This window comes from Mycobacterium sp. SMC-17, assembly GCF_045310915.1.
In the GTDB taxonomy this organism is placed as follows: Bacteria; Actinomycetota; Actinomycetes; order Mycobacteriales; family Mycobacteriaceae; genus Mycobacterium.
Genome location: NZ_JBJIAK010000004.1, coordinates 123923 through 146803 on the forward strand (window position 1 = coordinate 123923; position 22881 = coordinate 146803).

Annotated in this window: 28 protein-coding genes; 14 read left to right on the forward strand and 14 right to left on the reverse strand. The window is 68.7% G+C overall.

The features are described 5' to 3' along the window. Nucleotides 1-35: 35 nt before the first annotated feature. A complete protein-coding gene (locus ACJH7A_RS04415; RefSeq protein ID WP_212811318.1) occupies nucleotides 36-1052 on the reverse strand; it encodes an ATP-binding cassette domain-containing protein in 1017 nt (338 codons plus the stop codon). 3 nt (nucleotides 1053-1055) lie between these two features. Then, nucleotides 1056-2105, reverse strand: coding sequence for an ABC transporter permease (locus ACJH7A_RS04420; RefSeq protein ID WP_212811317.1), 1050 nt, complete (start codon nucleotides 2103-2105; stop codon nucleotides 1056-1058). A 79-nt stretch (nucleotides 2106-2184) separates the two neighbouring features. Between ACJH7A_RS04420 and ACJH7A_RS04425 the strand changes: the two genes are divergently transcribed. From ACJH7A_RS04425 to ACJH7A_RS04470, 10 genes are all read left to right on the forward strand, one after another. Beyond that, nucleotides 2185-2517: a TfoX/Sxy family protein gene (locus tag ACJH7A_RS04425; protein WP_212811316.1), complete on the forward strand. Its 333-nt coding sequence runs from the start codon at nucleotides 2185-2187 to the stop codon at nucleotides 2515-2517. A gap of 36 nt (nucleotides 2518-2553) precedes the next feature. After that, complete coding sequence (locus tag ACJH7A_RS04430) at nucleotides 2554-3189, forward strand: endonuclease (RefSeq protein ID WP_212811315.1); 636 nt, start codon at nucleotides 2554-2556, stop codon at nucleotides 3187-3189. 30 nt (nucleotides 3190-3219) lie between these two features. Next, on the forward strand, nucleotides 3220-4452 hold the full coding sequence (locus tag ACJH7A_RS04435; RefSeq protein ID WP_212814435.1) for an NAD(P)/FAD-dependent oxidoreductase: 1233 nt from the start codon (nucleotides 3220-3222) through the stop codon (nucleotides 4450-4452). Between the two features lie 42 nt (nucleotides 4453-4494). Then, a complete protein-coding gene (locus tag ACJH7A_RS04440; RefSeq protein WP_212814433.1) occupies nucleotides 4495-5751 on the forward strand; it encodes an HNH endonuclease signature motif containing protein in 1257 nt (418 codons plus the stop codon). Nucleotides 5752-5834: 83 nt separating this feature from the next. Then, entirely contained in the window at nucleotides 5835-6359 is a 525-nt protein-coding gene (locus ACJH7A_RS04445) for an RNA polymerase sigma factor (protein ID WP_212814794.1), read from the forward strand. A gap of 31 nt (nucleotides 6360-6390) precedes the next feature. Further along, complete coding sequence (locus ACJH7A_RS04450) at nucleotides 6391-6966, forward strand: methylated-DNA--[protein]-cysteine S-methyltransferase (protein ID WP_212814793.1); 576 nt, start codon at nucleotides 6391-6393, stop codon at nucleotides 6964-6966. Next, nucleotides 6963-7673 (forward strand): 2OG-Fe(II) oxygenase, encoded by a 711-nt coding sequence (locus ACJH7A_RS04455; protein ID WP_212814431.1) that lies wholly within the window; start codon nucleotides 6963-6965, stop codon nucleotides 7671-7673. Before ACJH7A_RS04450 ends, ACJH7A_RS04455 begins: the two co-directional genes overlap by 4 nt. 2 nt (nucleotides 7674-7675) lie before the next feature. Further along, the gene (locus ACJH7A_RS04460; RefSeq protein WP_406801474.1) at nucleotides 7676-7924 is read left to right on the forward strand and encodes an Ada metal-binding domain-containing protein; all 249 of its coding nucleotides are present in this window, start codon (nucleotides 7676-7678) and stop codon (nucleotides 7922-7924) included. 87 nt (nucleotides 7925-8011) lie between these two features. Further along, nucleotides 8012-8770, forward strand: coding sequence for a CPBP family intramembrane glutamic endopeptidase (locus ACJH7A_RS04465; RefSeq protein WP_212814427.1), 759 nt, complete (start codon nucleotides 8012-8014; stop codon nucleotides 8768-8770). Nucleotides 8771-8889: 119 nt separating this feature from the next. After that, nucleotides 8890-9162, forward strand: coding sequence for a GlsB/YeaQ/YmgE family stress response membrane protein (locus tag ACJH7A_RS04470; RefSeq protein WP_020100188.1), 273 nt, complete (start codon nucleotides 8890-8892; stop codon nucleotides 9160-9162). Nucleotides 9163-9225: 63 nt separating this feature from the next. Here the strand turns inward: ACJH7A_RS04470 and ACJH7A_RS04475 are convergent, their stop codons facing one another. From ACJH7A_RS04475 to modA, 4 genes are all read right to left on the reverse strand, one after another. Further along, complete coding sequence (locus tag ACJH7A_RS04475; protein ID WP_213020320.1) at nucleotides 9226-10248, reverse strand: APA family fibronectin-binding glycoprotein; 1023 nt, start codon at nucleotides 10246-10248, stop codon at nucleotides 9226-9228. Between the two features lie 167 nt (nucleotides 10249-10415). Beyond that, entirely contained in the window at nucleotides 10416-11504 is a 1089-nt protein-coding gene (locus ACJH7A_RS04480; RefSeq protein ID WP_212814425.1) for a sulfate/molybdate ABC transporter ATP-binding protein, read from the reverse strand. After that, nucleotides 11501-12304 carry an ABC transporter permease gene (locus tag ACJH7A_RS04485; RefSeq protein WP_212814423.1) on the reverse strand — a complete coding sequence of 268 codons (804 nt, stop codon included), beginning with the start codon at nucleotides 12302-12304 and terminating at the stop codon, nucleotides 11501-11503. Before ACJH7A_RS04485 ends, ACJH7A_RS04480 begins: the two co-directional genes overlap by 4 nt. Then, a complete protein-coding gene (gene modA / locus ACJH7A_RS04490) occupies nucleotides 12301-13065 on the reverse strand; it encodes a molybdate ABC transporter substrate-binding protein (RefSeq protein WP_212814792.1) in 765 nt (254 codons plus the stop codon). Before modA ends, ACJH7A_RS04485 begins: the two co-directional genes overlap by 4 nt. A gap of 119 nt (nucleotides 13066-13184) precedes the next feature. Between modA and ACJH7A_RS04495 the strand changes: the two genes are divergently transcribed. The 3 genes from ACJH7A_RS04495 (at nucleotide 13185) to ACJH7A_RS04505 (ending at nucleotide 16373) form a co-directional block, all read left to right on the forward strand. Beyond that, a complete protein-coding gene (locus ACJH7A_RS04495; RefSeq protein WP_212814791.1) occupies nucleotides 13185-13856 on the forward strand; it encodes an SDR family oxidoreductase in 672 nt (223 codons plus the stop codon). Between the two features lie 84 nt (nucleotides 13857-13940). Next, nucleotides 13941-14870 (forward strand): LLM class F420-dependent oxidoreductase, encoded by a 930-nt coding sequence (locus ACJH7A_RS04500; protein ID WP_212814421.1) that lies wholly within the window; start codon nucleotides 13941-13943, stop codon nucleotides 14868-14870. 99 nt (nucleotides 14871-14969) lie between these two features. After that, nucleotides 14970-16373: an NAD(P)/FAD-dependent oxidoreductase gene (locus ACJH7A_RS04505; RefSeq protein ID WP_212814419.1), complete on the forward strand. Its 1404-nt coding sequence runs from the start codon at nucleotides 14970-14972 to the stop codon at nucleotides 16371-16373. 1 nt (nucleotide 16374) lies between these two features. On the opposite strand, the gene ACJH7A_RS04510 is transcribed toward ACJH7A_RS04505, so the two are convergent. The 8 genes from ACJH7A_RS04510 to ACJH7A_RS04545 all read right to left on the reverse strand — a co-directional run bounded on the left by ACJH7A_RS04510 (nucleotide 16375) and on the right by ACJH7A_RS04545 (nucleotide 22251). Further along, entirely contained in the window at nucleotides 16375-17034 is a 660-nt protein-coding gene (locus ACJH7A_RS04510) for an urease accessory protein UreD (protein ID WP_212814417.1), read from the reverse strand. Between the two features lie 3 nt (nucleotides 17035-17037). Further along, entirely contained in the window at nucleotides 17038-17724 is a 687-nt protein-coding gene (ureG, locus tag ACJH7A_RS04515) for an urease accessory protein UreG (RefSeq protein ID WP_212814415.1), read from the reverse strand. A 15-nt stretch (nucleotides 17725-17739) separates the two neighbouring features. Continuing rightward, entirely contained in the window at nucleotides 17740-18375 is a 636-nt protein-coding gene (locus tag ACJH7A_RS04520; RefSeq protein WP_212814413.1) for an urease accessory protein UreF, read from the reverse strand. Between the two features lie 18 nt (nucleotides 18376-18393). After that, the gene (locus tag ACJH7A_RS04525; protein ID WP_406801475.1) at nucleotides 18394-20127 is read right to left on the reverse strand and encodes an urease subunit alpha; all 1734 of its coding nucleotides are present in this window, start codon (nucleotides 20125-20127) and stop codon (nucleotides 18394-18396) included. Between the two features lie 31 nt (nucleotides 20128-20158). Beyond that, a complete protein-coding gene (locus tag ACJH7A_RS04530) occupies nucleotides 20159-20470 on the reverse strand; it encodes an urease subunit beta (RefSeq protein ID WP_212814790.1) in 312 nt (103 codons plus the stop codon). Nucleotides 20471-20512: 42 nt separating this feature from the next. After that, a complete protein-coding gene (locus ACJH7A_RS04535) occupies nucleotides 20513-20815 on the reverse strand; it encodes an urease subunit gamma (protein WP_212814411.1) in 303 nt (100 codons plus the stop codon). Between the two features lie 77 nt (nucleotides 20816-20892). Further along, the gene (locus ACJH7A_RS04540; RefSeq protein ID WP_212814409.1) at nucleotides 20893-21294 is read right to left on the reverse strand and encodes a PaaI family thioesterase; all 402 of its coding nucleotides are present in this window, start codon (nucleotides 21292-21294) and stop codon (nucleotides 20893-20895) included. Between the two features lie 186 nt (nucleotides 21295-21480). Beyond that, nucleotides 21481-22251 (reverse strand): iron reductase, encoded by a 771-nt coding sequence (locus ACJH7A_RS04545; protein WP_212814407.1) that lies wholly within the window; start codon nucleotides 22249-22251, stop codon nucleotides 21481-21483. Between the two features lie 211 nt (nucleotides 22252-22462). On the opposite strand from ACJH7A_RS04545, the gene ACJH7A_RS04550 reads away from it, so the two are divergent. Beyond that, entirely contained in the window at nucleotides 22463-22879 is a 417-nt protein-coding gene (locus ACJH7A_RS04550) for a BlaI/MecI/CopY family transcriptional regulator (protein WP_029104910.1), read from the forward strand. Nucleotides 22880-22881: the final 2 nt, after the last annotated feature.

A 22881-nucleotide genomic window follows, 5' to 3' on the forward strand; every position in this document is an offset into this window, starting at 1 on the left:
CAGTTTTGTGTCTGCTCGCGGATAGAACAGGACCCTCAGGCGATGTCGGCCGACGGCGGTTCGTCGGCCAGGTGGATCGCGCGGTGCTCGATGAGCTCGTGGATGCGGTCGGGCCCGAGCCGGGCCCGGAAATCCTTGACGGTGTAGCCGACGACGACCCCGTCGGTGAGGGCACGCACCGTCGCGGTGCGCGGAATCCCGAACAGCGGCCCGATCTCGCCGAAGTACTCGCCAGGGCCCGCGGTGAACAGCAGCATCGTCTCGCCGTCGGGCATCTCGCGGGTGATCTCGAACCGGCCCTCCCGCACGACGTAGATCAGGTCGCCGATGGTCGTCTGCTCGAACACCAGATCCCCGGCGTCGAGTTCGAAGACCTCGGGCTCCCGCTCGGTGCTGGAGACGGTGGGGACCAGCTCGATCACCCGGTCCGCCAGCGGCAGCATGCGGCTGTCATGAGTGGCGACCACCACCACGCGGTCGTCGGCGAGCTCCCGGATGAGCCGCAGCACCTCCTCGACCTGGATGAAGTCCAGGTGCGCCGTGGGCTCGTCGGCCAGGATCAACGGCGGGTCCAGCGCGATGGCCCGTGCCACCGCGACGCGCTGCTGCTGTCCACCCGACATGTCACCGGGGCGGTGTGTCATCCGGTGGGCCAGACCGACCCGGTCGAGCAGTTCCGCGGCACGCTGCCGGGCTGCGCCGCGGCTCATGCCCGCGGCCCGCATCGGCACCATGACGTTCTCGGCGGCCGTGAGGCTGGGCACCAGGTTGAACGCCTGGAACACGATGCCGACGGTATTGCGGCGGTAGTCGGTCAGCGCCTTGGGCCCGAGCGTGGTGACGTCGATACCGTCGAACAGGATCTGGCCCGACGTCGGCTTGAGGATTCCACCCATGCACGACAACAGCGTCGTCTTCCCACAACCGCTGGGACCCAACAGGATCGCGAGCGATCCCGCCGACAGCTCCAACTGGAAATTGTCGATGGGCCTGACCTTGTCGGCGCCCTTGCCGTATTCCACCACCAGGTCGCGAATCTGTAAGTCGCTCATGGTCTATGGCCCCCCGAATGCCATCGCTGGATCTATCGTCACCGCTCTACGCATGCCCGCCAGGCTCGCGATCAGCCCGATGGTGATGGCCACCACCGGCAGCAACAGGTACGCCCCGGCCGGGACATCCACCCGCATGGGGAACATCGGCCCGAGCACCATCGCCAGCAGCACGCCGATCGCCGCCGAGCACACGGCGATGAACACGGCCTGCAACGCCAGCCCACCCATCATCGATTTCGTCTTGACCCCAACGGCTTTGAACACCGCGAAGTCGCGGGTGCGCTCCATGGCGGACATGTAGATGAACATGCCGATGATCGTCGCGGCCACCACCCAGAGCAGGACGGCCATGATGCTGATGGCATCGACGGCGACTTTCAACGGCCGCATCATGTCGTCGATGGCACCGCGACGGTCCACCAGCCGGTAGCCGTCGAGCGCCCTGGTCGGGTCACCCCGGATACCGACCGACGCGATGACGGGCTGCCCGCCGTACACCAGGCGCTGCGCACCGACCGTCGTGAGGAACAGATTGGGCTGCTGCGCCAGCACGGTGGAGTTGTTGACGATCCCCACGACCTGCAGTGTGTGCGAGGCGATGTGCATCTGGTCGCCGATCTTGCGGCCCAGCGTCGACGACACCGCGATCTCGTCGGGCGTGGCAGGCGGCCGACCCTGTGACATCGCCGGCATGCCGGGGCCGGCGGTCGGGGCGCCGAACAGGTTCATGGTCCGCGGCGTCCCGTTGTCCAGTGCCGTCGTGCCCGCATAGACCACTGCGGCAGCGGCCTGCACGCCCGGAAGCCGTTGCGCGCGTTCGACTTCGGTCTGCGCGAACGGCGACGAACCCAGGAACGGTCCGGCCGCCCCGTTCTGGATCATGAAGTAGTCGATGCCCAGCGAATTGACGGTGTTACTGGCCTCCACCCGGAATCCGTTGGCCAGCCCGGTGAGCACCAGCGTCATGGCGAACACGAATGAAGTGCCGACGACCGCGATGAGAAATCGGCGGCGCCGCCACTGCAGGTCACGTAACGCCGCGATCAGCACGTGTGGAATCTAACGTGTTCGCTGACTGCACAGCGGCAAGATAGCCAAAGCCGACGGCTGATTGGGGCAGACTGACCACATGGCCTATGACGAGGATCTGGCCAACCGGATCCGTGAGCTGCTCGGCCCGGTCGGCGGCATCGAGGAAAAGCGAATGTTCGGCGGGCTGGCGTTCCTGCTGAATGGCCACATGTCCGTGGCCGCGAGTCACGACGGTGGCCTGTTGGTGCGGGTTGCGCCCGATGAGACCGAGAAGTTGCTGGGACGTGCGCACTGCGAACTGATGGTGATGGGCGGCCGCGAGATGCGGGGCTGGCTGCGGGTGGCGGCCGACGGCCTGAAAACCAAACGCCAACTGCAGACCTGGGTCGACCGGGGCGTCGGCTACGCGGGCACGCTGCCACCCAAGTAGCGTTTGCGCACCGCGCCATTGGGTATGCCGGGGGTTATGGCACGGGATCGACAGATCGTCGCGCGGCTGCTCGACGCAGCCGGTACGACGTATGCCGAGGAAGCCGGGATAACGCTCCGCGACAAGCCGATGCCACTGTTCAAACTGCTGTCGCTGTGCATGCTCGCGAGCAAGCCCATCGCCGCGGAAACCGCGGTCGCCGCGGCGCGAGAACTGTTCCGCGCCGGGTTGCGCACGCCCACCGCGGTACTCGATGCCGACCGCAGCCAGATGATCAGGGCGTTCGGACGCGCCGGCTACGCCAGATACGACGAGAGCTCGGCGACCCGCATGACCCACATCGCGACCCGGGTCAACGACGAGTACGGCGGCGATCTGCGCAACCTGCGAATCAGGGCGCACCACGACGTGAAAGCCGCAGCCAAGGCCCTGCAGGGGTTCGACGGTATCGGCCGCACGGGCGCCGACATCTTCCTGCGTGAGATCCAGGACGTCTGGACCTGGGTGCAACCGTATTTCGACGATCGGGCACTCGCCGCGGCGAAAGATCTGGGCCTGCCGACGGACGCCGGCAAGCTCAGCAGCCTGGCCCCGAACCGGAACGCGCGGCTGGCTGCCGCACTCGTGCGGGCGTCGCTCGACGACACCGTCCGCGAACGCATCGAAGCGTAGACCAACTCAGATCGATGAAGGGATTCTCGAATGGCCGGCTCACCCACTTTTGTGATCATCGGCGGCGGGCTGGCGGGCGCCAAAGCCGCGGAAGCCTTGCGCAGCAAGGATTTTGACGGGCAGGTGGTGCTGTTCGGCGCCGAGGACCGGCTGCCCTACGAGCGTCCCCCGCTGTCGAAGGAATTCATGGCCGGTAAGAAGACCATCGAAGAATTCACGGTGCAGCCCAAGAGCTGGTACGCCGAGCACGACGTCGACCTGAAACTCGGCACGGAGGTCACCACGCTCGATCGCACCGCGCACATGGTGGCGTTCAACGACGGCGATCACGAGCACTACGACAAGTTGTTGCTGGCCACGGGATCCCGCCCCCGCAAGCCGCCGATCCCTGGATCCGACGCCGACGGCGTGTACTACCTGCGCACCATCGACGACGCCACCGCACTGCTGGCCCAACTCACCGAAGGCCGGCGGCTCGCGATAGTCGGAGGCGGCTGGATCGGGCTCGAAGTGGCGGCCAGTGCCCGGGGGCTGGGCGCCGACGTCACGGTGGTCGAGACCGCCGCGCTGCCGCTGCAGGCCTCCCTGGGCAAGGAAGCCGGCGAGGTGTTCGTCGGGCTGCACCGGGACCACGGCGTGGATCTGCGGTTGGGCACCACGGTCGATGAGATCACCACCGCTGACCACAAGGCGACGGGGCTGCGACTCGGCGACGGATCCACCGTCGAGGCGGATGCGGTACTGGTCGCGGTCGGCGCCAAGCCGAACGTCGAGTTCGCGGAACGCTCCGGACTGGTCATCGCCGACGGCGGCGTCGCCGTCGACGAGTCCCTCAAGACCAGCGATGACGATATCTACGCAGTCGGCGACATCGCGGCCGCCGAGCATCCGCTGTTCGGCGTGCCGATCCGGACCGAGCACTGGGCCAACGCCCTCAAGCAGCCGGCCGTCGCCGTCGACGGAATGCTCGGCACGGCAACCACTTACGACGAACTGCCCTACTTCTTCACCGACCAGTTCGATCTCGGCATGGAGTACGTCGGATACGCGCCGCAGTACCAGATGGCCATCACGCGCGGTGATCTCGGCACGCGTGAGTTCACCATGTTCTGGCTCGACGGTGGACACCGCGTGCTGGCCGGCATGAACGTCAACATCTGGGAAGGCCTCGACGACATCAAGAAGCTCATCCGGTCGCGGCGGCCGGTGGATGTCGGGGCACTCGCCGATTCGTCGGTTTCGTTGTCGACGTTGGCCGGTTAGCACGTCGCCGTTTTTGTCGGACCCTTCTGCTTTGATGATGTTATGCCCAGCAGCGCAACGGCTTTCGATGTTGAGTCGTCGCCGTGCGAGCGCATGGATGCGTACTTCGCCGAGATCGGTGAGCTGACCGGTCAGCGCAACGCGATCGACGCCCGGCTGGTGCAGATTGCCGCCGAGATCGACCGGGACGGGCTCTGGGGTGCCACCGGCGCCCGGTCGATGGCGTCGTTGATGGCATGGAAAACCGGTGTGTCACCGCGCAATGCGGAAGTGATGATGGCGGTGGCGCACCGGCTCGAGGAGTTCCCGCGCTGCGCCGAAGCGATGCGGGCGGGCCGGTTGTCGCTGGATCAGGTCGGGATGGTCGCCGAACATGCCGGCGAGGGTTCTGATGAGCACTACGCCCAGTTCGCCGAGAGCGCCACGGTCACGCAGTTGCGGACGGCGGTGAAACTGGAGCCGCGCCCGGGGCCTGAGCCCAAGCCCGAGGTGCCGCGGTCGATCGCCAAGACCAGCCACGACGACGGCTCGGTCACGTACAAGATCCGGTTGCCGAAGTTGGAGGCGGCGAAGTTCGATGCGGCGATGGCGTCGCATCAGGATGCATTGGTCGCGGACTGGAAGCGCGACCACGAGGACACCGAAGGGCAAGTGTCGGAGCAGGCACCGCCGTTCCCGAATCAGGTGGATGCGTTCATGAGCGTGGTGGAGGCCGGCTGGGACGCCGACGTGGCACTGCGGCCGCATGGGCAGCGCACCACCGTCGTCGTGCATGCGGACCTCGAACAGCGCACGGCCGCCTTGCATCTGGGTTCGGTGCTCACCGATGAGGAACGCCAACTGCTGTTGTGCGATGCCACCTGCGAGGTGTGGCTCGACAAGCACGGCCAGCCGTTCGGTGCCGGGCGCAGCACCCGCACCATCAGTCGTCGGCTGCGCCGCGCGCTGGAGCACCGGGACCGCTGCTGCCGGGTTCCGGGGTGCGGGGCCACCCGCGGCTTGCACGCCCATCACATCATTCATTGGGAGAACGGCGGGGAGACCGAGCTGCACAACCTGGTGCTGGTGTGCCCGTACCACCACCGGTTGCATCACCAGCGGGTCATCACGATCACCGGGCCGGCCGATCGGCTGGTCGTCACCGATGCCGCGGGCCGACAACTCGACGGCGGATCACTTGCTCGGCCGCCCACCACGGCCCGCCCCGATGTGCCGCCGTGCCCCGGCCCGACCGGGGAACGCGCCCAATGGTGGTGGTACCAACCCTTCGAACCACCACCCGCACCGTCGTCGAACTAGACGCACCACCCGCGCCACCTAGCATCGGTAAATCGGTGAGGATCGAGACCTCACAAATACCGGCGACGGAGCGTCTACTGGGTGTGAAAGCCAAACCGCCATTCGAGGCCGTGGTGCGCAACCACGGTCCTACGGTCTTCCGGGTCTGTGCCGCCATCGTCGGCGTACACGACGCCGACGACGCCTGGTCAGAGACGTTCCTGGCGGCCCTCAAGGCCTATCCCGAGCTGCCGGCGGATGCGAATCTCGAGGCCTGGCTGGTGACCATCGCGCACCACAAGGCCATCGACATCACCAGAACCCGGACACGCCGGCCCATCCCCACTGACGTCGTACCCGAGCCGGCATCTCGGCGCGACGTCCGCGACAGCGCGGCCATCGAAGTCGATCTCGCGGTCGCCGTCGATGCACTCCCACCCAAACAGAAGCACGCCGTCGCGTACCACTACCTCGCGGGACTGCCCTACAACGAGATCGCCGAGATTCTCGGCGGCACCGCCGCGGCCGCACGCCGCGCCGCCAGCGACGGCATCGCCACGCTACGACGCACCTATCGCGCCGAACTCATCGGAGTGACGGCGCCCGGGAAAAGAGACACCCATGAATAACGGCGAAATCATCACCGGCGACCTGGCACGCATGACCGACATCGGCCCGGACCGGTTGGCCGAATTGCACGACCGGCTGGCCGCGGCCGCCCAGCGCGACGGCGTCCTCGACGTCGCCTACCGCATCGTCGACAGTCCCGTCGGTCCGCTGCTGCTGGCGGCGACCGAACAGGGCCTCATCCGTGTCGCCTACGCCATCGAAGACCATGACACCGTCCTGCAGCAGCTCGCCGACAAGGTGAGCCCGCGCATCCTGCGGGCACCGGCCCGGCTCGACGCGGTCGCCCGTGAACTCGACGAGTACTTCACCCGGACCCGCCGAACCTTCGACGTACCGCTGGATTGGCGGCTGGCCGCCGGATTCCGCGCCGCGGTGCTGCACCACCTGCCGGAGATCGGCTACGGGCAGACGGCCAGCTATGCCGCTGTCGCCGCGCTGGCCGGCAGCCCCAGGGCGGTCCGCGCCGTCGGCACCGCCTGCGCGAAAAACCCACTGCCCGTGGTTGTTCCGTGCCACCGCGTGGTCCGCAGCGACGGTGCGATGGGCGGCTACCTCGGCGGTCCGGAAGCCAAGCGCCTCCTACTGGACCTGGAGGCCGCGGCATGAGCGTCTGGCAGCAGCGTGTCGCCGCCACCGACTGGGGAGCCGTCCGCACCGAGCTCGAGACCGTCGGCGGCGCGCTGACCGGACCTCTCGTCACGCCGGCCGAGGCCGCCGAGCTGGCGGCGATCTACCCCGACGCGAGCCGATTCCGCTCGACCATCGACATGGCCCGCTACCGGTTCGGCGAAGGCCAGTACCGCTATTTTCACCGGCCCTACCCGGAGATCGTCACCGAGCTCAAGTACGCGCTGTACCCGCGGCTGCTGCCGATCGCCCGCGACTGGTGGACGCGGCTGCGCCGCGATCCGCCGTGGCCCGACAGTTTCGACGACTGGCTGGACACCTGCCACCGGGCCGGGCAGACGCGCACCACCGCACTGTTGCTCAAGTACGGCGCCGGCGGCTGGTGCGCCCTGCACCAGGATCTGTACGGGGACTTGGTCTTTCCGCTGCAGGTCGTCATCAATCTGACCCGGCCGGAGGTCGACTACACCGGCGGCGAATTCCTGCTGTACGAGCAGCGGCCCCGCGCGCAGTCGCGTGGCTCGGCGATCTCCATCCCGTTCGGACACGGACTGGTCATCACCACGCGCGAACGGCCGGTGGCATCGAAACGCGGGTGGGCCGTCGGCCCTGTGCGCCATGGTGTTTCGACGCTGCGCTCGGGAAACCGGATGACCCTCGGCCTGATCTTCCACGACGCCGCCTGAGCATGTACACGCTCATCGATGCGCAGGGCCGCACCTACGTCAGCGCGACGCCGGGGCGCCTGGGCGGCCATCGGCGCAACAAGCTCTACGGCAGGCTGGACTGCCCGTCGGCGCTGCGGGCCATTGCCAAGGGCGGCTACGTGACCCATCGGGTGTTCTTCGCCGATGAGACCGCTGCCGTCGCTGCCGGATACCGCCCCTGCGCGGTGTGCCTCCCCGAGACGTACCGGCGGTGGAAGGACCGTCATTGATCCTCGCGCGACACATCGATCCGGCAGTGGGTCGCCGCCAACCGATGTGACCTGGGTCCTTGGCGCCCGTCGGTACACTCGCCAAAGATGATCGACGCCTCGGCAGCCGCCGCTGCACCATGCCTACCGACCGGCTCACCAGCCGTGCGGCACCCGCGCGTCTACATCGACGTGGCCGTGGTGGTGGCCGTTCTGGTCGCGACCAACCTGCTGGCCCACTTCACGACCCCCTGGGCGAACATCGTCGTCGTGCCCCTCGCGGCGCTCGGGCTGGTGGCCCTGGTCCGTAAACGGGGCCTCGGGTGGACCGAGCTGGGACTCGGCCGCGCGCACTGGCGGACCGGCATGCGCTACGCGCTCGGCGCCATTCTGCTTGTCGGGTCGGTGATCGCCGTCGGCGTCCTGCTGCCCTGGACCCGCCCGATGTTCCTCAACAACCACTACGCGACGATCTCCGGCGCCCTGCTCGCGTCGATGATCGTCATTCCGCTGCAGACCGTCATCCCCGAGGAACTGGCCTTCCGCGGCGTACTGCACGGCACGCTCGACCGGGCCTGGGGATTCCGCGGCGTCGCCGCCGCCGGCTCACTGTTGTTCGGCCTCTGGCACATCGCCACCTCGTTGGGCCTGACCAGCAGCAACGTCGGATTCACCCGCGTGCTCGGCGGCGGGGTGGCCGGCATGATCGCCGGCGTCGCGATGGCCGTCGTCGCGACCGCGGCCGCGGGATTCGTCTTCACCTGGCTGCGGCGTCGGTCCGGAAGCCTGCTTGCGCCGATCGCGCTGCACTGGTCGCTCAACGGCATGGGCGCACTCGCCGCGGCCGCCGTCTGGCACTTCAGCTAGGCCTCCCGCCCCGCGACTGGCCCCCGAACCGTCACCAGATTGCTGCGTTTCAGACGTGTTTGTCGTGCTCCGAACCGGGCTAGCCTCGAGATGTATCAGTCAATCGAAAGGTCATGACAATGATGCACATCGTCTGGTTGATTCTTCTCGGCCTCGTCGTCGGAGCCATCGCCCGGTTCGTCGTACCCGGTAAGGACGACATGGGGTGGATCCTCACGTGCGTGCTGGGTATCGCAGGTGGTTATGTCGGCGGCACGCTGAGCAGTGTCGTCTACGCACCGCACAAGCTCGATTTCCGCCCGCCGATCGAGCACTCGTTCTGGGGTGCGCTGGTCGGCGCGGTGATCCTCGTCCTGCTCTACCGCTTCGTGAAGTCGAAGAGTTCTACGTAGAACTCGACACAAAGAATCGAGGACCGCGCCCGGTTGGGCACGGTCCTCGATTCTTTTGAGCGACTATCCGGCGGGGGCCATCTCCGGCGGCGCGTTCGTCACCGGCACCGGCACGCCGACCATCGGGTGGGCCGGATCGGCAGGCTTGGGCGGGGCGTTCGGGTCGACCGGAGGTGGCGGCGGCGGGTTCCACGGGCGGATCGACTGGGCCAGCGTCACCGCTGCGGCCTTGTCGACCGGGTGGTTGCCCGAACCCAGCCACACGACGAACCACCGCTGCGGGTTGCGCTGGCTGCGAATGGTGGCGTCCGGCGGCGGGTTGCCGACGACGCCCGCCCAGATCTGGCCGTTGGGCTTGCCCGTATCGGTGAACTTGACCTCGTAGAACGACGCCGCGCCCGGCAGCGTCCCGGCGGTGAGCGCCGTGGTCTCCTGGCCGACGCGGGTGCCCGGGAAGGGCATGAAGAACTCGCCCATGTCCGAGGCCAACCGGTTGGCGGCCTTGCCGTTGTCGGATTCGGCACCGGCGAACAGCTTGAGGTCCAGACGACCCAGCAGCACGCTGGTGTCACTCGGGGCCTGCTCCGAACCCGCGGCCGGGGCCTTGGTCAGCAGCGCCTGGCCGTAGGACAGCTGCGTGGCATCGGCGATCTTCCAGCCTTGCGGCACAACGTAACTGAAGCCACCGGCGTCGTTGTTGACGCGTCCGGGCTCGGGCGCGGGCGCCGGAGCTGCCGCAGGTGCGGCGGGCGCGGCTCCCGGTGCGGCCGGAGCTGCCGGCGCACCCGGCGCGGCCGATGGCGGCGGCGCGGCGTTGGGATCAGCCGGAGGTGCGGCCGGGTCCGGCGCGGGCGGCGGCGGGGCCCACGGCGGCGGTGCCGGCGCGTCGACCGGAGGCGCCGGTTCCCCAGCCGGGGCGGGTGCCGGAGCTGGAGCCGGGGCGGGCGCAGGAGCTGGCGGCACCGGGTCGGCATACGAGATCGCGCTCGGCAGCGCGATGGCCGCGGCCGCCGCGCCTGCCACAGCAGCAGTCAGGGATTTCGGAAGGCGTTTGCGGGCACTTGTCCGCGCATCCGGGTGTCGCATGGGGACGAAAATACAGTGTTACCGGCGTGACGCAAGTGCGAGTTGCGGCTAATTCTCCGGCGAGTCGGTTAGCTCGCTTCCGGCATCCGGACAGACCACGGCGATATCGGTCCGTTGCTGAGGCGTCGCGCCGCCCCGATGCGGCCCGGGACGGGCCGGGCGTGCCGTCAGGCGGGCCGAATCGCCACGTCCCGCGGATCGACGCCGAAGTACACCTGCTCCCCCGGAATCAGCCGGAGACCTGCCGCCGCCTCCGCGCTGATATCGGCCGCCAGACCTCCACCGCCGTCGTCCGTCGCCTCGGCGCGGACGCGGATGACGGGGCCGCGGTGATCCAGTTCCGCGACGCCAACCGCGACGACGTTGACGTCGGCCGCCGGCACCTCACGGGACACCGACACCGCCGCCGGAGCGAACACCGCGATCGCCGGATCGCCCGGCGTCACCTCTGGCCCCCATACACCGCGCCACGTCTGCCCCGCGGCCAGCAGGGAACCTCCGTCCGCGCCCGCGTGCCCGCTGACCAGATTCACGCCCGCGAACCGCGCCCCGAAGGTCGTCCGCGGTGCGGTCAGCACGTCGGCGACGGCGCCTGATTCGACGATGCGGCCGCCCTCGATGACCGCCACCCGGTCCGCCAACGTGACGACGTCCAGCACGTCGTGGCTGACCAGCACCGAGCTGCGTCCGTCCGTCGCCAGGACACCGCGCAGCAGCCGGCGCATCGCCGATGCCGCCGCGACGTCGAGGCCGGACAGCGGTTCGTCGAGCAGCAGCACGTCGGGTTCCGCGGCCAGCGCCCGGGCCAGCGCGACCCGTTGCGCCTGACCACCCGACAGTTGTCCCGGCCGGCGATCGGCCAGTTCGGTGGCACCCACCTCACCGAGCCAGCGTGCGGCCGTCCGCCGCGCCTCGGCATGTACGCCCCGGCGACGGTGCTGACGGGCCCGGGGCCCGAATGCCACGTTGCCCGCGACCGTCAGATGGGGAAACAGCGCCGGGTCCTGCAGCAGCAGGCCGACCCGCCGGTTGTGCACCGCGACATGCCGGCCGGCCGCCGTGTCCGTCAGTCGGCGCCCGCCCACTGTGACGGAGCCCGCGTCGGGCCGCAGCAGGCCCGCGATCACGTGCAGCACACTCGATTTCCCCGCGCCATTGGGCCCGACGACGGCCAGCACCTCGCCGGCCGCGACATCGAACTCCACGTCGATGCCCCGGTCTTCGACGACCGCGCGCACCGCGAGACCGCCCGTCACGGCCGGGCCTCCGCCTCGAACGGCCCGCGACCGAACCGCGCGCCGCCCGTCACGAGCACCACGATGGCCGCGACCACCACCAGCACCAGCGACAATGCCACGGCGGCATCGGCGTCGGCCTCGCGCTGCAGATAGATCTCCAGCGGCAGCGTCCGCGTCACGCCCTCGCGGGAACCGGCGAACGTCAGCGTGGCGCCGAACTCGCCCAGCGACCGCGCGAACGCCAGGACCGAGCCCGACACCAGACCCGGGGCCAGCATCGGCAGCGTGACCCGGCGCCACACCGTGGTCGGTCGGGCGCCCAGCGTGGCCGCGACCGCCTCGTACTGTGACCCGGCCGTACGGGCCGCGCCTTCCAGGGCGATCACCAGGAACGGCAGGGAGACGAACGTCTGCGCCAGCACGACCGCCGTCGTCGAGAAGGCGATGTGCACACCCGCCGCGTCCAGGTACCTGCCGATCAGCCCCAGCCGGCCGAAGGCGTACAACAGCGCGATACCGCCGACGACCGGCGGCAACACCAACGGCAGCAGGATCAGTGGGCGGGTCCAGCGCACCACCCGGGAGCCGCTGCGCGCCAGGACCAGCGCCATCGGCACACCCAGCACCACGCAGAGCACGGTGCTGGCCGCGGCGGTCTTGAGACTCAGGGCCAGCGCGGTCACCGACGAGTCGCTGCTGATGAGCTCCAGGAATCGCGACCAGTCGACCTTCGCCGCGACCGCGATCAGCGGGAGGACGACGAACACCGCACCCAGAGCCGCCGGGACGTAGATCCAGCGCGGCAGCCCGGGGTTCAAGGCTGTGCGAACCCGAACTGCGCCAGGGTCTGGCGGCCCGTGTCACTCGTGACCAGGTCGACGAACCGCTGGGCAGCCGAGGCGTCGGCCGCCGACTTCAGCACCCCGATCGGGTAGATGTTCACCGCCGACGCCGCCTGCGGGAACTCGACCGTGGCCACATTGTCGCCCGCCGACTTGGCGTCGGTCTGATAGACGAGCCCCGCGTCGGCCTGGCCGCTGGTGACCTTGTTCAGCACGTCGGTCACCGACGTCTCCTCACTGACCGGCTTGAGTTCGACGCCGACGATCTTCTCGGCCTTCCGCGTCGCCGTGCCGCACGGCACCTGACGGGCACACACCACGACGTTCAGTCCGGGCCGGGCCAGATCACCGAAGTTGCCCACATGCTTGGGGTTTCCCGGCGGGGTCACGATGACGAGCGTGTTGGCGGCGAAGTTCACCGGGGTGCCCGCGAGCAACCCGGCCTTGGCCGCCTTGGTCATGTTGTTGGCGTCGGCCGAGGCGAACACATCGGCCTTCGCGCCCTGCGTCAGCTGTTCGACCAACGACGACGAGCCCGCGAAGTTGAACTGCACGTCCGCGCCCGGGTTCTCCTTCTTGTAGCGGTCGGCGAGCGCGGTGAATGCCTGCTTCAGGGACGCCGCCGCGTACACGTTGACGACGGGGCCCGAGGTCTTGTGCTCCGAACCGCATCCGGACAACGCTCCGACTCCGCCGAGCAGGACCGATACCGCCACAGCGCGCATCAACTTGCGCATGAGCCACATGCGCAAAACCCTAGGGGTCATTCCTCCGCGTGGCGAGTTTCGTCAGCTAGCTACTGTCCAGTAACATGGCGGCAACCGCGTTCAGCGTTGCACACGAGGAGGCCCTGTTCATGGACGTTCTGGTCACCGGAGGCGATACCGATCTCGGCCGCGTCATCGCCGCGGGATTCCGCGACGCCGGGCACAACGTCACCATCGCCGGCGCCCGCCGCGACGAGCTCGAAGTGGCCGCCAAGGAACTCGAAGTCGAGTCGATCGTGCTGGACAACACCGACGGCGCCGCGCTGGAGCAGATGCGCGACAAGCTGCCGCAGCACCTCGACACCATCGTGAACGTCCCGGCTCCCGCCTGGTCCGCCGGCGACCCGCGCACCTACACCCTGGCCGAGCGCGCCGCCGTATGGCGCAACACGCTCGACTCCTCGCTGCTGTCGGCCGTCCTGACCGTCCAGATCCTCGGCGACCAGATGCGTTCGGGCGGTGCCATCGTGACCGTCGTGCCGGAGTGCCCCAAGGACGGCACCGCCGACGCCGCGATCAAGGCGGCCGTGTCGAACTGGACCGCCGGCCAGGCCGAGCACTTCGGCGTCCGCGGCATCACGATCAACGTGGTCGCCGCCGGCCGCGGCTCGGAAGCGGGCTACGACGGCGTCGAGACCGGCGGTGCGACCGTCGGGTCCGAGCTGACCAAGCTCGCGCTCTTCCTGACCACGCCCGCAGCCCGCCACATCACCGGCGAGACGCTGCACGTGAGCGCCGGTGCGCTCGCAACCTTCGCCTGATCCGGATTTATTCCCGTTTCGCCCGGGCTTCGCGCCCGGCGAAACGCAGGACGCGACAAGGTGGTTGGTGACTAGGGTCGAATCGTGACGATTCGATTCGCTCTCCAGATTCCCAACTTCTCCTACGGCACCGGCGTCAGCGAGCTGTACCCGACCGTCGTCGCCCAGGCGCGGGAGGCCGAGGCCGCCGGCTTCGACTCCGTCTTCGTGATGGACCACTTCTATCAGCTGCCGATGATCGGCACCCCCGATCAGCCGATGCTCGAGGCGTACACCGCGCTCGGTGGCCTCGCGGCCGCGACCCAGAAGGTGCAGCTGGGCACCATGGTCACCGGCAACACCTACCGCAATCCGACGCTGCTGGCCAAGGCCATCACCACGCTCGACGTCATGAGCCAGGGCCGCGCGATCCTCGGCATCGGCACCGGCTGGTTCGAGCTCGAGCACGAGCAGCTCGGATTCGACTTCGGCACCTTCACCGACCGGTTCAACCGCCTGAACGAGTCACTGCAGATCGTGCTGCCGATGCTCAAGGGCGAGCGCCCGACCTTCAGCGGCCAGTACTACCGCACCGTCGAAGCCATGGCCAACCCCCGCTACCGCGACCACATCCCCCTGCTGATCGGCGGCCGCGGCGAGAAGAAGACCATCCCGCTGGCGGCACGGCACTTCGACCACCTGAACATCATCGGCGGCTTCGAAGAGCTGCCCCACAAGCTGGGCGTCGTCCGCGACGCTTGCGAGAAGATCGACCGCGACCCGGCGACCCTCGAAACCAGCATGCTGCTCACCGCGCTCATCGACGACCGGGCGACTCCCGCCGCGATCCCCGAGGCCAACCGCCAGAACATGGTCGCCGGCAGCGCCGAAAGCGTCGCCGAACAATTGAAGGCCAAGGTGTTCGACGTCGGCGTCGACGGCGTCATCATCAACATCCCGACGCAGGTCACGGGCTACGTACCCGGCGTCATCGCCGCACTCGGAGCTGCCCTGCATTCGGTGATCGGCGCCTAGCCGGGCCCGGTGGGGCATCTCACTGCATTGATCGATTCAGCTGCGACTAGCCTGTGTATGTAAACAGTCTTGTAGTAGTACGTCGAGGAGCCCCTCAACATGGTCCACCCCGGAGCTACGGCAACGGATCGCCACAAGGTCGTCATCATCGGTTCGGGCTTCGGTGGCCTGTCCAGTGCCAAAGCCCTCAAGCACGCTGATGTCGACATCAAGCTGATCGCCCGTACCACGCACCACCTGTTCCAGCCGCTGCTGTACCAGGTGGCCACGGGCATCATCTCCGAAGGTGAGATCGCCCCGCCCACCCGGCTGATCCTGCGCAAGCAGAAGAACGCCCAGGTGCTGCTCGGCGACGTGACGCACATCGACCTGGAGAACCAGACCGTCGACTCGATCCTGCTGGGGCACACCTACAGCACGCCGTACGACAGCCTGATCATCGCCGCCGGTGCCGGTCAGTCCTACTTCGGCAACGACCACTTCGCCGAGTGGGCGCCGGGCATGAAGACCATCGACGACGCGCTCGAACTGCGCGGCCGCATCCTCGGTGCGTTCGAGCAGGCCGAGCGGTCCAGCGACCCCGAGCGCCGCAAGAAGCTGCTGACCTTCGTGGTCGTCGGCGCCGGCCCGACCGGTGTGGAGATGGCCGGGCAGATCCAGGAGCTGTCGGACCAGACCCTCAAGGGCAGTTTCCGGCACATCGACCCGACCGAGGCCAAGGTCATCCTGCTCGACGCCGCGCCGGCGGTGCTGCCGCCCATGGGCGAGAAGCTGGGTCTGAAGGCCAAGAACCGGCTCGAGAAGATGGGCGTCGAGATTCAGCTCAACGCGATGGTCACCGACGTCGACCGCAACGGCATCACCGTCAAGGACAAGGACGGCACCATCCGGCGCATCGAGTCGGCCTGCAAGGTGTGGTCCGCCGGTGTGCAGGCCAGCCCGCTCGGTCGCGACCTGGCCAACCAGTCGGACACCGAGATCGACCGGGCCGGCCGCGTCAAGGTGAATCCGGACCTGTCGATCCCGGGCCACCCGAACGTTTTCGTCGTCGGTGACATGGCCTTCGTCGAGGGCGTCCCGGGCATGGCGCAGGGCGCGATCCAGGGCGGCAAGCACGTCGCCGCGATCCTGAAGAACGAGGCCAAGGCCCGCGCGCACGGCACCAAGCCCAAGCCGCGCGAACCGTTCTCGTACTTCGACAAGGGCTCGATGGCCACGGTCTCCAAGTGGAACGCCGTCGCCCAGATTCCGCTCGGCGAGAAGGCCAAGCTGGAATTCGGCGGCTTCATCGCCTGGCTGGCGTGGCTGGGGCTGCACCTGATCTACCTCGTGGGCTTCAAGACCAAGATCGCCACGCTGCTGTCGTGGACGGTGACGTTCATGAGCCGCCAGCGCGGTCAGCTGACCATCACCGAGCAGCAGGCCTACGCCCGCACCCGCATCGGCGAACTCGAGGAGATCGCATCATCTGTTCAAGCCACACCCGACCCGGTGGCTTCCTGAACTAAAGCCTTGGTCCCTGCCACGCCGACAGGCAACCCCCGTCGGCCAGGGGCATGACCACCTGATCTCGGCGTGATTCGTACCCATCGGCGGTACGGATCACGCCGAGATCGCTTTCTGGGTAACAGAATTCGCTGACATACGCGCGCGGAGCGGCGATCTCGTCGTCACTGACGGCGCCGGCGCCGAGTTCGACGCGGTGCCGCACCACCGGCAGCGCCTCGTGGTCGACGTGCAGTGTGCCCTCCCAGAAGCCGTGCTGCTCGCCGGTCCGTCCGACCTGTACGCGTTCGCGCAGCCGCACCCGGCCCGTCTCGGCGATCTGCAGTCGCGTCGTGGCCCGGTGGCTGCTGCCGCCCGCGACGACGGTCGGCTCCGGATCCAGGTCGAGTTCCCCGGCCACTTCGAGATCCCAGGCCGAGCGTGACTGCGCCGTCATCGCACCGGGCAGCACCACCATGGCAGCCACGCTGCGCACCCGCAGCCGGGCACCGGCCTCGACGATGACGCGCACGTCGATGGTGTCACCGCCCAATGGTGTTGCGGCCGTGGACACCAGGTGGACGGCGTCGGGGGCGGTGCGGCGCGCGGCCACACCGCCGACGCATTCGATGCGCGGGCCCCGGCCGGGGGTCGCGACGATCAGAACCTGGGTGTGCATCACTCAGGCGTTCGTCACCCCGGCGCCGGCGAGCTGTTCGCGCACCCAGGCCTGCACCAGCGACGCGGCCGGATCCTCGGTGAGCGAGATCAGCACCGTCGGGCGGTCACCGCGCACCTGGCCGGCGTCGCGCCGCATGACGTCGAGGTCGGCGCCGACCATCGGCGCGAGATCGGTCTTGTTGACCACCAACAGGTCCGAGTACGTGACGCCGGGGCCGCCCTTGCGCGGCACCTTGTCACCACCGGCCACGTCGACGACGAAGATCTGGACGTCCACCAGACCCGAGGAGAACGTCGCGGTCAGGTTGTCTCCCCCGGACTCCACCAGGATGAGGTCGAGCTTGTCGTTGGTCTCGATGAGATCGTCGATGGCGTCCAGATTCGCGGTGATGTCGTCGCGGATCGCGGTGTGCGGGCAGCCGCCGGTCTGCACCGCGGCGATGCGCTCGTCGGGCAGCACGGCGTGCCGGCGCAGGAAGTCGGCGTCCTCGGTGGTGTAGATGTCGTTGGTCAGCACGGCCAGGGACAGCTCGTCGCGCAGCTGCCGGCACAGCGCCGCGACGAGCGCCGTCTTACCGGAGCCGACGGGGCCGCCGACGCCGATGCGCAGCGGCTCACCCGGCTGCCGCTCGCGCTTGGGCCGGCCGTGGTGATGGTGCGGCTGGCCGTCGATGAAATGTGGTGGCATGGTGGACCTTTCGGTTCAGGAGGCGAACAGGGGGCGGTCGCGGCCGGCGTGTCGTTGCGCCAGGACGTCGAGCAGTGGATCGGACAGGTCCGCGATGCCTTTCGCCGCTTCGGCCGCGGTGGCGTCGCACAGCCCCGACAGCTCGAAGGTCAGCGCGGCGACGTCGGCCGGATCGAGTGCCAGCAGGCGTTGCGCCGCCGTCGCCGAGCCGGTCATGGTGGTGTAAACGACTGTGGCGCACGTCTGTTCGGGGTCGAGCCCGCTGACACGACCCACCACACCCGAGGCCACCGCGAGATGTGGCCGGGTGCCCACGGTGCTCCAGTCGGTGTCCGGCCAGACCCGGCGCGCCAGCCGTACCAGCCCACGGCCCTGCGCCCGGGAGGCCTGCCGGGCCGCGGGAGCTGGTGTGCGCGCGTCGGTTTCGCGGTCGGCTGCCACCGGGTCGAGCCCGCTGTGGACCGCCGCGGCGATGGAGGCGGTGACGAGCCCCTGGGTCCGGATGCGCCGGCGCAGGTAGGCCTGCAGCGTCACCACGTTGGTCACCAGACCGCTGGTGACCGCCTCCTCGACACCGCCGGAGTGGACGTGCCCGCCGGTCGGCAGCCGCGAATCCGCCAGTGCCAGCAGGGTGGCCAGGCCACTATCCATCAGAACAGCCGCTGTCCATCAGAACAGGAAGTATCTCTGTGCCATCGGCAGCTCGGCGGCGGGTTGTTCCTGCCAGACCTCGCCGTCGATGCGGACCGTGAACGTGTCGGGATCGACCCGGATGTCGGGCATGGCGTCGTTGAGCGGCAGGTCGGCCTTGCCCCGGCCACGGACGTTCTTGACCGGAACGAGCCTGCGCCGCAAGCCGAGTCGCGCCGCGAGGTCGTCCTCGATGGCGGTGGGCGAGACAAAATGCACCGCCAGGCCGGCCGCCACCGTCGGGTGGGCGCCGAACATCGGCCGCGGCAGGACGGGTTGCGGCGTCGGGATCGAGGCATTGGCGTCGCCCATCGCCGCCCAGGCGATCGCGCCGCCTTTGAGCACCAGGTGCGGACGGACGCCGAATAACGCGGGCTCCCAGAGCACCAGATCGGCCAGCTTGCCGACCTCCACCGAGCCCAGCTCGTGATCGATACCGTGCGTCACCGCCGGGCAGATGGTGTACTTCGCCACGTAGCGGCGGACCCGGTTGTTGTCGTTGCCTCGCGCGCCGCCGGGGTCGCCTTCGAGCGGACCGCGGCGCTTCTTCATCACGTGCGCCGTCTGCCACGTCCGCATCACCACCTCGCCGATGCGGCCCATGGCCTGGCTGTCACTGCCGATCATCGAGATGGCGCCGATGTCGTGCAGCAGGTCCTCGGCGGCGATGGTGGACGGCCGAATCCGGCTCTCCGCGAACGCCAAATCCTCCGGCACGGCAGCGTTGAGGTGGTGGCACACCATCAGCATGTCGAGGTGTTCGTCGAGGGTGTTGACGGTGTGCGGGCGCGTCGGGTTGGTCGAACTGGGCATCACGTTCGGGTGACTGGCCACCGTGATGATGTCGGGCGCATGACCGCCGCCGGCGCCCTCGGTGTGGTACGCGTGGATGGCCCGGCCGGCGATGGCCGCCAGCGTGTCCTCGACGAACCCCATCTCGTTGAGCGTGTCGGAGTGCAGGGCCACCTGGACGTCGGCCTCCTCGGCCACCCGCAGACACGCGTCGATGGTGGCCGGGGTGGTGCCCCAGTCCTCGTGCAACTTGAAACCGGCGGCGCCGCCGCGCAACTGCTCCCACATCGAGTCGGGGTTGATGGTGTTGCCCTTGCCCAGCAACAGGATGTTCATCGGCCAGCCGTCGAGCGCCTGCAGCATGCGCCCGAGATGCCAGGCGCCGGGCGTGACAGTGGTGGCCTTGCTGCCCTCGGCCGGTCCGGTGCCGCCACCGATCATGGTGGTGATGCCGCCGCCGATCGCCTCCTCCAGCAGCTGGGGACAGATGAAGTGCACGTGACAGTCGATGCCGCCGGCGGTGAGGATGCGGCCGTTGCCGGCGATGATCTCGGTGGACGGGCCCACCACGAGATCGGGGTGCACCCCGGACATGATGTCGGGGTTGCCGGCCTTGCCGATGGCGACGATGCGGCCGTCCCGAATCCCGATGTCGGCCTTGATGATTCCCCAGTAGTCGATGATGATCGCGCCGGTGATCACGGTGTCCGGCGCGCCGTCGGCCCGGGTCGTACGCGCCTGCCCCATCGACTCACGCAGCACCTTGCCGCCGCCGAAGACCGCCTCGTCGCCCGACAGGCCCGGGCCGCCGCTGAGGTCCTCGGTGATCTCGATCAGCAGATCGGTGTCCGCCAGACGGATGCGGTCGCCCGTCGTCGGCCCGAAGAGCGCCGCATACCGTGAGCGGGAAAGGGAACTCATTCGTGCCGTCCGTTCTTCGCGCCAGCGCTCATCAGCCATCCAGCTTTCCGGGCGGATTCAGCGACAGCCCGTACACCTCGCGGGTTCCGCCCAACGGGACCAGGGCAACCCGCTGCGCGACCCCGGGTTCGAACCTGATCGCGGTGCCCGCCGGCACGTCGAGCCGGTACCCGTGTGCGGCGGCGCGGTCGAACTCCAACGCGGAATTGGCCTGCGGGAAATGCACGTGGCTGCCGACCTGCACCGGCCGGTCACCGGCGTTGACCACGTCGAGGGTCAGCCGCTCGGCACCGGCGTTGATGGCGATATCGCCGTCGCCGTAAAGGATTTCGCCCGGAATCAGCCCCGCCCCCTCGACGGTCGCGCGTTCGGTCATCGTCGGGCCTCAGGCGATCGGATAGTGGACGGTGACGAGTTTGGTGCCATCCGGGAAGGTGGCCTCGACCTGGACGTCGGACAGCATCTCCGGGACCCCCTCCATGACGTCGTCGCGGCTGAGCACCTCACGGCCGCTGACCATGAGCTCCGCGACGGTCCGCCCGTCACGGGCGCCTTCCATCAGGTGATCGGTGATCACCGCGACCGCCTCGGGATGATTGAGGCGCAGCCCTCGGGCCTGCCGTCGGCGCGCCAGTTCGGCGGCGTACGAAATCAGCAGGCGTTCTTGCTCATGCGGCGTCAAACGCATAAGGGGCGATATTGCCACGGCACGCCGGGAATGGCATGTCGGGCGGTGGTTTTCAGCCCCTCACCGCAGGCGGGCGCTCAGCCCTCGAGGTTCTGCAGCCGCACCTGGCCCCGCGCCACCGGACGATCGTCCTCGTCGGTAATGGTGACCAGCCACAGCTGCTGCCGCCGGCCCCGGTGGATCGGCGTCGAGGTGGCGGTGACGGTGCCGGCCTTGAGCGCGCGGAGGAAGTCGGTGTTGTTGTTGACGCCGACGACGGTGCCGCCGCCGTGCTCGGCGAGCCAGACGTGGCCGGACACGCTCGCCAGACCCTCGACGATGGCGCAGTAGACGCCACCGTGCACGATGCCCCACGGCTGCAGGATCTTGTCGGTGATGGTCAGCTGGGCGCGGCCGCCGTCCGGGGTGACCTCGAGATAGGTCAGTCCGATTTCGCTGTCGAAGCCCTTGCCGAGGCCCTCGGGCACAGATGTCGTCACGAATAGCTGTCTACACGAGCGCCGGTGGCGGCGAGTTCGGCACCCACGCGCCACCAAAGCGAGCAGGCCCCGCACCGATGGTGCGGGGCCTGCTCTTCGAATGGACCGGGAATCACTGCAGCCCTCAGGATTCCGGCGCGGTCCGTTGGTCTTTCGACTCCTGAATAGTAGGCAAGGCTTGCCTAATTAGCAAGCCCTTGCCAGTTGCATCCGGTCGCGGCCGCGCACCGGCGCACCGAACCCAACAAGGGTGTCCAGCACCGCCTGCGCACGGCGCATACCGTCAGCCTCGCCCACCCCGGCCAACAGCGGCACCTGGGTCGCCGTGCTGACCACGGACGCACCGACGATGTGCCACATCGCCGACACCGCGAGGATGCCGCCGCTGACGTCGAAGAGCTTCGCGAACAGCGGGTTCAGCGCACGGTGGCAACGATGGGCGAGCCAGGTCGCGAGCGCTTCCTCACCCGGGAACGCGACGACACCCTCCCCGATCCGGCGGGTCGCCGGCACTCCCAGCCCTCCGAACACCGGATCCCCGGGCAGCACCCGCAATGTCGGGTCGGCGACGCCGACCCAGTCGATGCCGCCCTCCGAGTCGACGTGGACCCACAGGTTCTCCAAGCCGGGATCCCAGGCACGGCCCTCGAGCACCAGCAGCGGCACGACCCGGCCGACCACGACGTGCGCCAGCATTGCGGCCACCTGCTGGGCGGCCACCGCCTCGCTGCCGGTGTCGCCGGTCGCCGTGTCGAACATCATCTGCATGCGGTCGCCCGTCACCGCTTCGGCGAGCGGCCACCATCGGCGTCGGGAGATGTCGTCCATCACCGCGACGCCGTAGACCCGGGGATCACTGGGACACAACTCGCGCAGACGACGACTCGACTCGTGCAGCGGCAGCATCCGGCGGATGTCCATCGTGGCGATCAGCGGGTCAGTCACAGCGGAGGGCATGAACACATCCTTAAGTTAGGTTAGCCTTACTATAGTGACGACCCGCGAGATGTAAACCGCTGTGACGGGACTCACAAGCAGCAGAAAAACAGCCCTGACCGGGAACCACGACGCGCCACCGGGGCGTTGGGGAGAACATCCGAAATGGATACGACGCACGGTAGTAAATGCGTAGTACCCTGAGAACACTGCCGAAAGAGTGAAATAGGACATGGCGAAATTGACGCGACTGGGCGAGCTGGAGCGCGAGGTGATGGACCACCTGTGGTCCTCCCGCGAGCCGCAAACCGTGCGTCAGGTGCATGAAGCACTCGCGACGCGCCGGGATCTGGCCTACACCACGATCATGACCGTGCTGCAGCGCCTGGCGAAGAAGAACCTGGTCGTCCAGCATCGTGACGACCGCGCGCACCGCTACGCACCGACCCACGGCCGCGACGAGCTGGTCGCGGGCCTGATGGTCGACGCCCTCGACCAGGCCGCGGACTCCGGCAGCCGCGTCGCGGCGCTGGTGCATTTCGTCGAACGCGTCGGCGTCGACGAGGCCGATGCGCTCCGGCGCGCCCTCGATGAGCTGGAAGCCAAGCACCGAATCCCACCGGCGACTGGCAATTCCGGCACCGACTGAGA

What these genes read in the sequence shown, in the direction of transcription:
- ACJH7A_RS04415 (WP_212811318.1), bottom strand. Translation starts at nt 1,052, where the DNA reads ATGAGCGACTTACAGATTCGCGACCTGGTGGTGGAATACGGCAAGGGC.
- ACJH7A_RS04425 (WP_212811316.1), top strand. Translation starts at nt 2,185, where the DNA reads ATGGCCTATGACGAGGATCTGGCCAACCGGATCCGTGAGCTGCTCGGC.
- ACJH7A_RS04430 (WP_212811315.1), top strand. Translation starts at nt 2,554, where the DNA reads ATGGCACGGGATCGACAGATCGTCGCGCGGCTGCTCGACGCAGCCGGT.
- ACJH7A_RS04435 (WP_212814435.1), top strand. Translation starts at nt 3,220, where the DNA reads ATGGCCGGCTCACCCACTTTTGTGATCATCGGCGGCGGGCTGGCGGGC.
- ACJH7A_RS04440 (WP_212814433.1), top strand. Translation starts at nt 4,495, where the DNA reads ATGCCCAGCAGCGCAACGGCTTTCGATGTTGAGTCGTCGCCGTGCGAG.
- ACJH7A_RS04450 (WP_212814793.1), top strand. Translation starts at nt 6,391, where the DNA reads ATGACCGACATCGGCCCGGACCGGTTGGCCGAATTGCACGACCGGCTG.
- ACJH7A_RS04455 (WP_212814431.1), top strand. Translation starts at nt 6,963, where the DNA reads ATGAGCGTCTGGCAGCAGCGTGTCGCCGCCACCGACTGGGGAGCCGTC.
- ACJH7A_RS04460 (WP_406801474.1), top strand. Translation starts at nt 7,676, where the DNA reads ATGTACACGCTCATCGATGCGCAGGGCCGCACCTACGTCAGCGCGACG.
- ACJH7A_RS04465 (WP_212814427.1), top strand. Translation starts at nt 8,012, where the DNA reads ATGATCGACGCCTCGGCAGCCGCCGCTGCACCATGCCTACCGACCGGC.
- ACJH7A_RS04470 (WP_020100188.1), top strand. Translation starts at nt 8,890, where the DNA reads ATGATGCACATCGTCTGGTTGATTCTTCTCGGCCTCGTCGTCGGAGCC.
- ACJH7A_RS04475 (WP_213020320.1), bottom strand. Translation starts at nt 10,248, where the DNA reads ATGCGACACCCGGATGCGCGGACAAGTGCCCGCAAACGCCTTCCGAAA.
- modA (WP_212814792.1), bottom strand. Translation starts at nt 13,065, where the DNA reads ATGCGCAAGTTGATGCGCGCTGTGGCGGTATCGGTCCTGCTCGGCGGA.
- ACJH7A_RS04495 (WP_212814791.1), top strand. Translation starts at nt 13,185, where the DNA reads ATGGACGTTCTGGTCACCGGAGGCGATACCGATCTCGGCCGCGTCATC.
- ACJH7A_RS04505 (WP_212814419.1), top strand. Translation starts at nt 14,970, where the DNA reads ATGGTCCACCCCGGAGCTACGGCAACGGATCGCCACAAGGTCGTCATC.
- ACJH7A_RS04510 (WP_212814417.1), bottom strand. Translation starts at nt 17,034, where the DNA reads ATGCACACCCAGGTTCTGATCGTCGCGACCCCCGGCCGGGGCCCGCGC.
- ureG (WP_212814415.1), bottom strand. Translation starts at nt 17,724, where the DNA reads ATGCCACCACATTTCATCGACGGCCAGCCGCACCATCACCACGGCCGG.
- ACJH7A_RS04520 (WP_212814413.1), bottom strand. Translation starts at nt 18,375, where the DNA reads ATGGATAGTGGCCTGGCCACCCTGCTGGCACTGGCGGATTCGCGGCTG.
- ACJH7A_RS04525 (WP_406801475.1), bottom strand. Translation starts at nt 20,127, where the DNA reads ATGAGTTCCCTTTCCCGCTCACGGTATGCGGCGCTCTTCGGGCCGACG.
- ACJH7A_RS04535 (WP_212814411.1), bottom strand. Translation starts at nt 20,815, where the DNA reads ATGCGTTTGACGCCGCATGAGCAAGAACGCCTGCTGATTTCGTACGCC.
- ACJH7A_RS04545 (WP_212814407.1), bottom strand. Translation starts at nt 22,251, where the DNA reads ATGCCCTCCGCTGTGACTGACCCGCTGATCGCCACGATGGACATCCGC.
- ACJH7A_RS04550 (WP_029104910.1), top strand. Translation starts at nt 22,463, where the DNA reads ATGGCGAAATTGACGCGACTGGGCGAGCTGGAGCGCGAGGTGATGGAC.